General features: G+C 46.3%; 9 protein-coding genes. All 9 read right to left on the bottom strand.

All coding sequences use genetic code 11. The features are described from left to right. Positions 1 to 18 precede the first annotated feature (18 nt). Positions 19 to 420, bottom strand: a complete 402-nt coding sequence (locus D1614_RS14030; RefSeq protein ID WP_119438578.1) for a GFA family protein — start codon at positions 418 to 420, stop codon at positions 19 to 21. Between the two features lie 1,093 nt (positions 421 to 1,513). After that, positions 1,514 to 1,891: a heavy-metal-associated domain-containing protein gene (locus D1614_RS14015; protein ID WP_119438575.1), complete on the bottom strand. Its 378-nt coding sequence runs from the start codon at positions 1,889 to 1,891 to the stop codon at positions 1,514 to 1,516. Positions 1,892 to 1,968: 77 nt separating this feature from the next. Further along, positions 1,969 to 4,173 (bottom strand): TonB-dependent receptor, encoded by a 2,205-nt coding sequence (locus D1614_RS14010; protein WP_119438574.1) that lies wholly within the window; start codon positions 4,171 to 4,173, stop codon positions 1,969 to 1,971. A gap of 108 nt (positions 4,174 to 4,281) precedes the next feature. Next, positions 4,282 to 4,779 carry a hypothetical protein gene (locus D1614_RS14005; RefSeq protein WP_147384224.1) on the bottom strand — a complete coding sequence of 166 codons (498 nt, stop codon included), beginning with the start codon at positions 4,777 to 4,779 and terminating at the stop codon, positions 4,282 to 4,284. Between the two features lie 191 nt (positions 4,780 to 4,970). After that, positions 4,971 to 6,152 (bottom strand): TolC family protein, encoded by a 1,182-nt coding sequence (locus tag D1614_RS14000; RefSeq protein ID WP_119438572.1) that lies wholly within the window; start codon positions 6,150 to 6,152, stop codon positions 4,971 to 4,973. Continuing rightward, positions 6,149 to 9,250, bottom strand: coding sequence for an efflux RND transporter permease subunit (locus D1614_RS13995; protein ID WP_119438571.1), 3,102 nt, complete (start codon positions 9,248 to 9,250; stop codon positions 6,149 to 6,151). The genes D1614_RS14000 and D1614_RS13995 overlap by 4 nt, the downstream gene beginning before the upstream one ends. 11 nt (positions 9,251 to 9,261) lie before the next feature. Beyond that, positions 9,262 to 10,782 carry an efflux RND transporter periplasmic adaptor subunit gene (locus tag D1614_RS13990; RefSeq protein ID WP_119438570.1) on the bottom strand — a complete coding sequence of 507 codons (1,521 nt, stop codon included), beginning with the start codon at positions 10,780 to 10,782 and terminating at the stop codon, positions 9,262 to 9,264. Between the two features lie 196 nt (positions 10,783 to 10,978). Next, complete coding sequence (locus D1614_RS13985) at positions 10,979 to 11,419, bottom strand: DUF6769 family protein (protein WP_119438569.1); 441 nt, start codon at positions 11,417 to 11,419, stop codon at positions 10,979 to 10,981. Positions 11,420 to 11,577: 158 nt separating this feature from the next. Continuing rightward, a complete protein-coding gene (locus D1614_RS13980) occupies positions 11,578 to 13,227 on the bottom strand; it encodes a dipeptidyl-peptidase 3 family protein (RefSeq protein WP_119438568.1) in 1,650 nt (549 codons plus the stop codon). Positions 13,228 to 13,344 lie beyond the last annotated feature (117 nt).

Genomic DNA, 13,344 nt, shown 5'->3' with positions numbered 1-13,344 from the left:
GCAAAAGTAATGCTTTTGTTAACCGGGAAGCTTTTCAAATTGGGGAATTTCTCCCAGGTTGTTATCCCAGTTGGCTTTGTAGGCCAGAAAAATATGTCCCTTGGGTTGTATCGGCACATCGGTGTTGAGGCTCCCCGCAGGCACTACCAACAAAGCTCCGTCCATTTGCGTGTTGGGCAGTGCCGAGCCGCAGTTGGTACAAAACGCTTTTACGTGCTGTGTTGATTTGTACTGAAAAGACTTGACGCTATCCTCGCCCGAAATCCATTTAATGCTAGCGGTTGACGAAAACAGATTGGCGGCGTGCGCCGAGCCCGTATCTTTCCGGCACCACTTGCAATGGCAAAGAAAAAAATCCTCGAAATCGCCGTTTACTTCAAAAACTACTTCACCGCAAAGACAAGATCCTTTATGTGTCATTCTATTTTATTTTTAAGCTTGAAACCCGAAGATGTAAATATTTTTTTCTCTACCTACCAGCAGGCAGTTGTCTTAGGCCCCATTATCAATTAATTAAATGCAAAGTGCTTTCTTTTTATCCCCGGAGGAAAAGATTAACCAAAAAACAAACGCGCTTGTTGGCTGATTGTTTTGTTAAATTGATTGAAATTGCCTGTGTAATTAACCGGCCTCAGTCTCCGCAAAAACGAAATAGTTGAATTGAAGGATCAGGAATCCAGAGGATTCAAATATTTGTAGCCAGAAAATGTGCCGAACAAATATTCGACTCCGGCCGGAGTCGCACCTTCAACGAGGGGTTCTCCTTTTTACAGACATGCAATCCTTCCGGGATTTTGATTCATTTAAATAAAAACTAAAACATTCAATGTATGAGGATCAGGAATCCGGAGGATTCAAATGTTTGTAGCTTGGAAAATACGACGAACAGCCATACGACTCCGGCCGGAGTCGCATACAGAACCACTACCCTTTTTTCTACAAATATGTAATCCCTCCGGGATTTTGTTATGCGGGCTTTAGCTATCGTCCTGCCAGTTGCGGCTTTCAGCACCATTACCCATATTCGAACATCGTGTAATTATCTGTTTTTCAGGCTTCCTGCAGCCGTGTAATTGTCCAGCCACGATTGTGGCTGGCTTGCCGCAGCCGTGCGACAAAGGAAAAAATGTTCCGGAAAGCTTGCTGCAGCGCTGCAACAAGGAAAAAAATATTGTGGCTCGCCTCCCGCAGCGCTGCAACAGGCAAGAAAAAGTTGTGGCTGGCGTCCCGCAGAACTGCAGCACCCAAAAAGCAAACGTAGATTGCCTCCCGCAATTCTGCAACAGGCCATTTAAAACTGTGGCTCGCCTGTTGCACAGCTGCGGCAAGGGTGGAAAAACATTTTTTTGCCTCGATCTGTATTGTTACACGCCCTCTAAAGCATTGGCAAATCCATCCCCCCTTCAGCGTTCGGCATTTTTATATTTCGCTTACGTGCTGCCGATAAAACAAACAGGAGCGGATAATCAATACCCGCTCCTGTCCTATTTTCGCTCCGAAAGTAATTACAACTTTACTTATGCTCCCGTTCCTGATGCTGTTCGTGATCATGATCGTGGCCGGCTTCCTTTGCGTGGGCCACTATTTTTTTGTACTCCTCCTGGCTGATCTTTTCGGCTTTGTAGCCCTTTTTCTCCACAGCTTTAGCCATGTTTTCGTCACTGCTTTTTCCTTCTTTGTACTCAACCATAATGGTATTCGAAACGTGATCAACCTTCAGGTCTTTCACCCCTTTCTCAAATTTCAGGTACTCAGAAAGCGTTTTCTCGCAATCAGAACAGTCCATGTTGCTTTTAAAGCAAACAACTTTGTTTCCCTTTTTTTGCGCGTAAAGCGGATGGGTGGCAAAGCCTGCCAGCAACACGATGGTAAGAATCAATAGTTTTTTCATTTTTTTAGTTTTTTAGTTTCCAACTACGAGCGTCGAGTCTGTTGCCTGATCGCTCCTGACTCACAGCCCGCAGCTGATTATTCATAATTCAAATTAAATCGTAATCCGAGGTACACTTTTCGCCCCATTACCGGCCCCCAAACTTTGGTGGCGTCAAAATTGGGCCCGAACGGATTGTCAGCTCCCTGTATCGGGTGCGACTGTTTAAAATCACCCAGGTTTTCAGAGCCAAAGTAAACACTCCAGTACCTGAAATACTTGGTAACCTGTGCATTCATCACCACATACGGATCGAAAGCAAGGCCGCCTGCACTAACTTCGCCGGGATATTCCGGAATACGCCCGCCGCCGTTAAACTGAACCGTGTAATCAAACATCCACTTTTTCAGGTTGGTGGTGTAATTCAGGTTGATCAGCCCTTTGTAATCGTTGGTAAGCGGTTTATCCACCAACTCTCCGCCAATGGTTTGTTTGATGTTGTTGATTCGGTAAGCCAGCAACAAATCGAGCCTTTCGATGGGTTGCCAGCGCACATCAAACTGCAGGCTGTTGGCAAACGAAGTCCCCTGTAAAGGTGTCAGCATCACATAATCAGGAGATGTTTCGCGGTCAACAATCAGCTGCGAATCAAAACTGGTGCGGAAAAATTCCGCATTCAGTGTCAGCTCGCGTCCCAGCAAAGTGTAATTCTGAATAAAGGCAAAACCGTAGTTCCAGGCTTCCTCCTGCATCACATCGTCGGTCCACTGCAAAGGGCGCGATGAAGAGAGCAAATAAACATTCTCCGAAAGCACATTGGCCGTACGGTATCCTTTCCCGGCACTGGTACGAATGGTAAAATGATCAGCAAAATGATAACGGAAGTGCATACGCGGCGTCACAAAAGTTCCGAACAGGTTATGAAAATCGGTACGCAAACCCGCCATCAGCGTAAGGTTCGGATTGGGCTTGAACGTATATTCAGCAAACAAACCGGGCACTTTTTCGGTGCGCTCGATGTTCTGATCGTAAATAGCTTCGTTGAAATCGTCGTACACAAAACTGGCTCCTGTATTCAGAATATGACGGGCATATGCGTCCAGGTCATGGGTTAGAACAGCGTTGGCATAAAACCGGGTTTCATCGGCATTGTAAGGCGTTAATCCGTAGTATGATTCGGTTTCGTGGCGCGAAAAGTTCGACAGCCAGGCGATGGCCGATTTGCCATTGTTAAAAGTATAGCCCGATTTTAGAAAAGCATCTATCCGGTCGTTTTTGATGTTCACCCCGAAAGGGTTATTCACCGAAGGCTGCATGTTCCAGTCAACCTCCTTCTGCCCGCCCAAACGTTCTTCGGTCAGGAAATTAACATAGGCCTGAGCCATGAAACCATTCTGATTATTGTACTTCCACCGGTTTGCTACCTGGAACATTTTCGACAGCGGCTCGTCCAGAAAACCGTCGTGGTTATGATCGTTGCGTTTCGAGAGATCGTGCCCGTGCACAAAAATCCCCGTTGTCAATGTATCGCCTTTCAGCCGAATGTTCCCGTTTCCGTTGTATTCGAGCCGGCCATCGATGTTTCCGTACAGGTTCAAAAACAGCTTTTCATCCGAATCGGGCTTTTTGAGCTCGGCGTTGATCTGCCCGGCAATGGCATCGTAGCCGTTAACCACCGAAGCAGCGCCTTTCGACACCTGGATGGATTCCATCCACGGTCCGGGAATGTAGGTCAATCCCGAAGCCGTAGCCAGTCCTCGCAGGTTGGGCATGTTTTCAATCTGCATCAGCGAGTAAGTTCCGTCGAGCCCCAACAGTTTGATCTGTTTGGCGCCGGTAATGGCATCGCTGTAGCTCAAGTCTACCGAAGGGTTGGTTTCAAAACTCTCGGCCAGGTTGCAACAGGCCGCCTTGTGCAGCTCCGCACTGCTGATGTTTTCTACCTGTATCGGGTTGATTGTAGATAAATAAGTTCCGCGGTTCTTTTTCACCACTTTTACTTCTTCAATCTCCAGGTTGGGCTCAAGCACCACTTCCAGTGCGCCCATTTCATGAACATGAACCACCTGCTTTTCGTAGCCAACAAAACTAAACACCAACATGTGCTGGTTGTTTTTCTGACCGATGCTGAAACTTCCGTCAGCCACCGAAGTGGTTCCCTGTGTACTTCCTTCCCAGTAAATATTTACTCCGGGAAGTGGTTGTTTTCCGTTTCCCTCTTTTGCGTATACAATTCCTTTTATTTCGTCGGCAAAAGAAAGGCCGGGTAGTATCATTAAAATAAATAATAAATATTGCTTCATTGCTTAAGATATTACAACCGGAATAGGATACAAACGTCCGTATTCCAACTGTTTAACATTGGTTAATACACTTATTACCCACCAAAACGATGGGCATCAGAAAAAATCTTAAGCCAGTGAAGGGATTTTTAGCTGTTGAATGCTGATTAGAAACTCGAGCGAAGACTCAAGCCTCGGTGGCGGAATGTGAACTTCAGATTCGTTCTCAAACGCTTCGGTATCCGGAAGTAAAGTTTCCGGCACATCCACCGTAACTATTTGAAGGGGCTGCGGCGTGGAAGCAAGAAACTTCACTCCCTCGTTAATCGCATTGTCCTTCAATTTGAAAAAGTAAATCTCGGGCGACTCACATCCACATTCGCTGTGGTGCCCGTGACAGGTGTCGTTTTCGTGGCATTCTCCGGCAGTGCATAACTGTTCATTTCCATCGGCATCGTGGGTGTGATGGCTGTGAAACTCGGTCTCGCAGGTATCCGGCCGAACAAAAACACTGGTGTACTTCTCGCCCGAACACAAGCAGGTACTGCTATACAAAACATAGCCCGACGAAGATATCAGAAAGATCATCGCCAGTAGTACAACCAATATGTTTCGAAAAACTTTCACCGTTGCAAATATAACACAAAAGGTTAAATAGCGTTGTTAACAGCTTGTTAAACGCCCTTTTGTATTCGCTTCCGGCTCGGCCCTCAAATAAAAACTCCCCGCAGCTAAGCCGACGGGGAGTATCATTTTGTTAAGGATTTCTATTCCCAGGTGATGATCTCATGGCAGGCCACGAGAAGTTATTTGATTAACTACTGTTCGAACTGCATCAGTTCGGCCTGGGTTTGGTGCAGATCTTTTTGAATTTCGATCATGTTGTTAAAGCTTTCGTAATACACCGTCAGCTCCAGAATGTAATCGATCATCGATATTTCTCCTGCTTCCAGAGCTTTGGCAGCCAGCGTGGTGTTGTTGCACAATTCCAATTCCTGCTGATAGTCGCTCAGACTGCTTTGCAATTGCAGACCTTTTGCATGTAAGGCTTTCAGCGAGTTATAAAACCTGAGTTGGTTGTCCTGCTCTACCGCCCTGGAAACTTCGGTAAGCGCGCGCGCTTCTTTTACTTTATTCTTGCTCTCCCACAGCGGCACCGACACTCCAACCGAAATCCCCTGAAAACGTTCTCCCACCACTTTTTCACTCATATAACCGGCCTGAAACTTTGGCAGAGCAAGGGCTGAGTTCAGTTTTTCATTTTGCCGGCCTACCTCGGTTTCAAGTTTAAGCCATGCCAGCACCGGGTTGTTTTGTTCGGCCTGCGCATACCAGCTTTCAAAATCATCGGGAATAATGATCGCCGGAAAGTCAGCGAGCTGAAGATCGATCTCTTTTCCACCGTTCAGACGAGTCAATTCTGCCAGCTGCTCCTCGCGGGTTACTTGCAGCGCTTCTGCTTTTTTGCTCAGATCGAGCAAGGCCAGGCGCGCTTTGTTGTAATCCAGCACATTGGCTTCACCTGTTTCAAATTTTGTTTGAAAAAGATCCACCATCCGGCGGGCATTTTCAATCCGCTCATCATATTCTTTCAGCATCGAATTCAGGTAAATCACTTGATTGCAAACCTGGCGGGTATGCAAGAATAATTCTTTTTGCTGACGTTTGTATTCCAGTAACACCTGCTCGTTTCTTAAATTCGAAATATCGCTTCGGCGGCTGTAAACCGTCGGGAAGTCAAAGCCTTGTGTTATGCTGATGTCTGTGCGGTTCCCGATGGACGAAGGACTTCCGAACAGGTAATTAAATTCCACTTCGGGATTGGGTAAAAAGAGGTCGGTTTTATTTCCGGCTGTCTCCGCATCCACTCTTCGTTTTAAAGCCACCAGCGTGGTGTTGTTCTGCTCTACTTCGCGCAATACCTGATCGATGCTGGTTTGCGCTCCCGCATCAACAGCCATTACGATAGTTGCCAGCACATAGATTATTAGTCGTTTCATTCTTTTTCGTTTTTGATGATTCCACGTTTTCTCAATTCAAAGTACACGATGGGTACCAGGAAAATATTCAGCATGGTGGACGTCAGCAGTCCGCCAAGGATCACTTTTGCCATCGGGCTTTGGATTTCGTTTCCTGACACGTTTCCGTTCAGTGCCAGCGGAATTAGCGCCAAAGCCGCGGTGAGCGCCGTCATTAGTATGGCGTTCAACCGATCTGAAGAACCTTTGATGATCGTTTCTTTCAGTGAGTTGGTACCATTGTCCAGTTTTTGGTAGTTTGAAATAAGAAGAATCCCGTTTCTGGTGGCAATTCCGAACAGCGTAATAAAGCCGATAATGGCGGGTATACTTAGAATTCCCGAGGTGAAATAGATGGAGAACACGCCGCCAATCAGTGCCAGCGGCAGGTTCATCAATATAATTCCAGCCAGTTTAAAGTCTTTAAATTCCTGGTAAAGCAGGAAAAAGATCAGCAACACGGCCAGTATGGAAGTCAGCAACAAAGTGCGCGATGCAGCTGCTTCGCTTTCAAACTGTCCGCCGTACTCGATCCGGTAGCCTTCGGGTAACTCTATTTCCTGTTCGATGTTGTTTCTAATGTCGGTTACCACTCCGCGCAAGTCCCGCCCGGCAACATTGGCCGAGATCACCACTTTTCGCTGAACATTTTCGCGCGAAATGGAACTTGGTCCGGCCACCGAAACCACATCGGCCACTTGCTCGAGGGGCACTTTTTTGCCGTTCTCCGTGTCAATCAAAGCCGATTTTATGCCCTCGATGCTCTCGGTAAAATCTTTGTTCAATCGCAAAATCAGGTCGAAACTGCGCTGCCCTTCGTAAATATCGGCTTGCTTTTCGCCCCCAAAAGCCACATCCACAAACCGGTTGAATTCCTCCAGCGAAATTCCATATTCGGCAAGTAAATCGCGGTTGGGCCGGATTTGAATCTGGGGAATTTCCACCTGCTGATCGACGTTTACATCTACCAGTCCTGCCACATCCGCAATCGTGGCTTTTACTTGATTTCCGATGGCGAACATCCGGTTCAGGTCGGTCCCAAACAGCTTGATCGCAATGTTTGCACGTGTTCCTGAAAGCATGTGGTCAATGCGGTGCCCAAGTGGCTGCCCCACCGTAAAGGCAATCCCCGGAACATGTGCCAGTTTATCCCTGACATCTTCCATAAACTCCTCTGCATCGCGTTTGTCAAGCGCAAATTTTACATCAATTTCGGCACTGTTGGTTGTCTGCGAATGTTCGTCCAGCTCTCCCCTGCCCGTTCTTCGCGCGGTGTGCAGAATTTCGGGTACCAAAAGCAACTCCGTTTCCACCAGGTTACCAATCTTGTTGCTTTCTTCCAGCGAAGTCCCAGGTTTGGTAATGACTGAAATGGTCAGCGATCCTTCGTTAAACGCAGGCAAAAAACTACGGCCGAATCCGGATAAGGTAACAAGGGCTAACACCAGGATGGCCAAAGTTGAAAATACAATCACCCGCTTGTGGTGAAGCGACCAGTTCAGCGCTTTTTCGTAAGCAACTGAAAGCTTTCTCACCAGCCATTTTTCCTTTTCGTTTTTCTTCAGGTATTTTTCGTTGGTAAGCAAAATCTTCGCGAGTAAGGGTGTTAATGTCATGGCAACAATCAACGACACAAAAAGCGACACAATGAATGAAATTCCCAGCGGTTTCAACATGCGCCCCTCCATCCCCGTGAGGAAAAAGAGCGGTAAAAAGGCCACCATAATAATCAGTGTTGCATTCAGAATGGAAGCACGGATTTCCTTTGAGGCTTCAAAGACCACATCAAAAGCCGACCGTCTTTTTAAGGCCGGTAATTGTTGGTTTTGCCGTAGGCGTTTGTATACGTTTTCCACGTCGATAATGGCATCGTCAACCAGCGATCCGATGGCAATGGCCATTCCGCCCAAACTCATGGTATTGATGTTCATTCCCATCAGTTTCAGCACAACAATGGCACCTAGCAGCGACAGCGGAATCGCCAGCAATGAAATGAGCGTAGTCCTGAAGCTTCCCAGGAAAAGGAACAGGATGATCACCACAAGGATACTGCCTTCAATCAAAGCTTTCTGCACATTGTTTACCGAAGTTTCAATAAAATCGGCCTGGCGAAAAATGCCGGTATCCAATTTTACGTCGGGAGGCAATGTTTTTTGAAGCACTTCCAGGTTGGCCTGAATTCGGTTCGTAACATCAATGGTATTGATATTCGGTTGCTTCGAGATCGAAATGATGACTGCCGGTTTCGCATTTTCAGAGGCATACCCCATTTTTACGGCACTCCCGATCTGAACCGTTGCCACATCGCGCACACGAACCGGTTTTTCGTTATTGGATTTGATGTACGAATTAGCCAGCGTTTCGAGGTCTGACGATCTTCCGATGCCCCGAACCACGTATTCGTTACCAAATTGGCGCACCACGCTTCCGGTTGAATTTCGGCTCATCGACTGACAGGCTTCTGCCAACTCGTCCATCGAAACTCCAAAATAGCCCATTTTGTGTGGATCAGCCAGTACCTGGTACTGCTTGTAGTCGCCACCGATGATCGTAACCTGCGAAACTCCGCCGGTAGCCAGTACCAGGGGCTTTACGTTCCACTCGGCAATGGTGCGAAGGTCCATCATACTGGTGCTGTCGGCCTGCATTCCGATAAAGAAAATCTCGCCCATCACACTCGATTGCGGCGCCAGCATGGGTTGTCCCACGCCCAGCGGCATCTGCGACGACACGCTGATCAGTTTCTCGCTCACAATCTGCCGCGCTTTAAAAACATCGGTTCCCCAGTCAAATTCAACCCAAACAAAGGAAAAACCATAGGCAGAACTTGACCGCACCCGGCGCACATCGGTAGCGCCGTTTACTGCGGTTTCGATAGGAAAAGTTACCAATCTCTCTACTTCCTCCGACGCCATTCCGTGTGCATCGGTCATTACCACCACTGTAGGCGCGGTCAGGTCGGGGAACACATCCACATCCATTCGGGAGGCCGTGCGGGTTCCCACCACAACCAGTGCCAACGAGCAAAAAAGGATGAAGTATTTATTGTTGAGTGAAAATCGGATTATATTATTCAACATGATTTCCGGTTTTAATGTACGTGTCCGGCGTGTGGGTCAAGCGCCCCGGTTGCCTGCGACAGTTTAATAAACATCGCTCCCTGTGTAACAACTCTCTCGTGCGAAGAAAGTCCTGCTTTTATCTCTGTTGAAAGTCCGTCGGTAGTCCCGGTTTTTACTTCCCGTTTTTCAAATAATTCAGGCGTAAGCTGAACATACACAAAGAAATATCCCTGTTCTTCGAGTAAAGCCGAATTCGGAACCACTACTTTATTTTCTTCCGAGGCCGTTTTAAGGTACAATTCAACAAAATCGCCCGGGATCAACTCCACTGAAGCATCTGTTCTTAAATGTACCGGAACCATGAAATTCCCTTCACCGGTGCTGTTTCCGGTGGCCATCAATTCACCATTCAGATCCTTCAATGCGTAAGATTTATTGCTTCCCATAGTCCGGATTACCGCATCCGAATAATGCTTCATACATTCGCGGTATTTGGGCTGAATTTCGGCGTACAACATATACCCCCGGTTCCGGGTTATGGTGGCCAGTGCCTGTCCGGGTTCGGCGTACTCGCCATTCTTCACCAACACCTGCCGGATGTAACCATTGGCAGGGCTTTTTACCCATTCGCCGCGATCGTTAAAGTTATCCTCCAGGTTCTGGTAAATTATTCGTGCATTTTCGTATTTATTCCGCGCCTCAAGCAAATCCTTCTCCGAAACAATCTTTTCCTTTGCCAGCTCCTGTTTGCGCTCGTAATCCAGTTTAGAGGTTGCGTAGTTGTTTTTGGCCTCGGCATACATCACCGCCGAATTATTCACTGCCAGCTGATTTCCGCTAATGCTGAATAAATTTTCACCGGCCGCAACCGTTTTTCCAGCCACCAGGTTATGGCTTACAAACTGCACCATTCCGTTTGATTTGGCAGTGAGTGTGATTTCATCCGAAGGAACTGACTGAACCTGCGCCACGGTTTTTATCACCTGCCCGAAAGGTTCGTTGGCGGGCAGTTCTGTTCTGAAATCGATTTTCCAGGATTGTTCTTTAGTAAAAACGGATGCATTAATCCCTGAAATTTCCGCTTTTTCTGCCGCTTCGTGGGCAGCTTCATCGTTCTGATACACCGTAATATTGGGGACTTCCAACCGAAACGTTTCTTCGCCTGATTGGATTTCATAAACCAGCTTTCCGCTTCCTGCCATTTCCGACTTGAGATTGAAACTGTAAATCCCCGGCCGATCCGTTTCTTCCAGTGTCTCGCTCACTTCGCTTGTATTCACTTGCAGTTTAAGCGTTACCCGTGTGTTATTGACAGGTTTAAAATTGCTCAGCCACGAAAAATGCGATAAAACATTGCTCTCTTCCCCCAAAACAAAAGGATCGGCTTCAGCAAAACACTCCAGGCTTTCGGAATAACCGGTGTATTGAAATTTTACTTCCTCGTGTTCATGGTCGTGATCGTGATCAGCCTCATTCTCCACCTTCGCGTTTTCTTTGCAGCCCCATGCTAATACGGATAACGCGGTAATAAAAAATAATATTCGTTTCATTTGTTTATGATTATACTAAGTATTGAAACTGTGATCCGGTATTGGATCTTTTGAAAAATAAGTGCGCATTCACTCTGAAATACAACCCACTGCCAGGTTGAATCAGATTCAAACCCATTTGGCATCGTACATCAAAAAGAAAGCGAAAGATTCCGGTCAGAAACCAGCATGAAATGTTATTCCAGTCTACCGGAATTTAGCCGACAAAAGGAGGACCTCTTAAGCCAAAGGCCTTGCTGGCCAGCGAATGATAAATGGGAAGTTGATCGTTGAAAACAATCTCGATAAAGAAACGGGGATTCAAAATCCCTGAATTTTCGTTGCCTTCGAGTGCGACAAACGATACATTGCTCAGCAAATCATGTGAACTGATGTGAGCTCGGATGTTTTGTTTGATATCTCCGTTGAAAAGCGCAATAATGTGAGAAAGCGTGCAGCAGTCAGACTCTTTATCCGGATCATCCGGATGATTCTCTTTGGTACAGATTCCGCTGCAGCAGGTTTCGGTGTTGCTCTGCTCCGTAACGGTGAGGTCGAAACAAAGGTTTTCGCTGTGATGATGATGCGGAATAACAGCATGCACCAGCAAAACCAGGTTTGCCAGAAGAATTAAGAATGCTGCCAGAATCCGTTTCATTGTGCGAATTTTAGTGCAAGATAAAAAATTTCCGGAACTAGATGTCTTTCAACGAAGTAATTGGCCGCCACAAAAAGCAGCTACACGTGCAAATACAAAAAAAATACCTGCCGGAAACTTTTCCTGACAGGTATTTCGCTTATGATTTTACTATTGATTTACAAGCCGAGTGCTTCCGGTCCCTGTTCAAAAACGATGTCGCGCGGAATTCCGGCTTCACCGATTCTATCCAGGTCTTTTTGCAAAGCTTCGCGGATGTTCCCTTTTTCGTCGATCATCTTTTTAGCCGTTTCGTAATCGCCGTCACCCTGGATTTTTAATACCGTTTCAGAAAGTCCAAGCATGGCCTGTTTCATTTTTTCAAAATCAACACGGTAGGTTCCTGTTGTTTCATCGCGCGTAAAAGCGCCTGTTTCCTGGAAGTAATAAAAACGCATCATGTTGGCTTTACCATGGGCGCTGGCGGCTCCAAATCTTACCGAACGGAAAATGCCCGCCATAAAAGTCACAAAATTATCCATCATGTCTTTGTCGCCCAGTTCTCCCATTTCGTTGAGCTGGTAAACGCACCACAAGCCCAGAATATCGGCTTTGTTTTCTTCAATCGAAGTATAGGTTTCTTTTAATGCCTCGCGCACCGTAGTGCTTTGGTCAACGGTATTTCCCAGCCCCAATCCGTGTGCTACTTCGTGAAACATGGTATTTTCAAAGAAAGCATCGAATTTAACGTGCGAACGTTGATCTTCGGCAATCAGAAGTTCAGCAATCGGAACCAATATCTTGTCAAATTTTGCCTGCATCGAATTTTTCAACTGAAGTTTGCGGCTTCCTTTTGATTCGCGCACCCGTTCGTCGTTGGGCAGGTTAATGGCAATGGTTTTACTTCCCGAGTTGCAGTCGCCGGCATAAAAAACGGCATCGTAAACATTCATATCCGAATCCACACCGGGTGTTTCGTTTTTGTATTTGGGCTCGCACGGCAGGGCTTTTTGTAGTCCCGGTAACAAAGCCGCATATTTTTCCAGCTTAACGCTCCAGTTTTTGTCTTTAATAAGAATGTACGATTCATGCGCAGCTTTGTAGCCATACAATTGGTCCTCGTAGTTTTCAATCGGCCCAATCACAAAATCGATGGTATTGTTTTTCATCTCCATCCAAGCTACATCGCTCTCGTAATATTCGTCGGTAAGCAAAGCTTCTGCCCTTTTTTCCAGGTAATTTTTCAAGCCTGGGTCTTCAGCCAGTTCAGCTGCTTGTTTCAGCAATGCCGAGGCCTTATCCACCTGCTCCTTAAAAGCGACGTGATATGGAATCGATTTTAATTCCCCGTCTTCGCCCCTTCTGATCAAGGTATACAAGCTTGTTTTTGTTTCATCTTCCCAAGCGTCAAATTCTGCCTTTGTCATATCGGCCGGATAGAAATTGGCCCCTGCAGGCTTGGCTCCAAAGCCCGGCAAAAACGGCTCATTGTTGTGCAATCTTTCCCACGGACCGTAATTGATGCTGATAAATTTCCGGGTGTACTCATCCCAGTCTTTTCCAAGCAATTCTTCTTTATTGCCGTAGGCTTCCTGCCAAAAAATGTCATCCATAATTTTAGCAGCTTCAAACAACAACGGCAGCATTTGTTTTTCTTTTTCTGAAAGAACAGACAAGTCGGTGGTTAACTTGAAAGAGGCAAACTCATCCGCCTTGTTCTTAATTTCCTGGTTCACTTCCATTTTATCTTGTTTTGTTTCCTTTTTAGAGGAGTTTGAACAACTGAATGTTGCCACTGACAACAACAGTATTAGAAAAGTGTTTCTCATATTTCTAGGTTTATGATAAATGATGAAAAATTCCAGTTCAAAGCTATAAAAGATCGAACGAATTCCAGCATCTAACGGGTGCTAAAGTTTATGAAATGCGAATGATTAACAGCATAT

It is taken from the genome of Maribellus luteus (assembly GCF_003576475.1).
In the GTDB taxonomy this organism is placed as follows: Bacteria; Bacteroidota; Bacteroidia; order Bacteroidales; family Prolixibacteraceae; genus Draconibacterium; species Draconibacterium luteum.
This window is presented reverse-complemented; position numbering and strand designations above follow the sequence as displayed.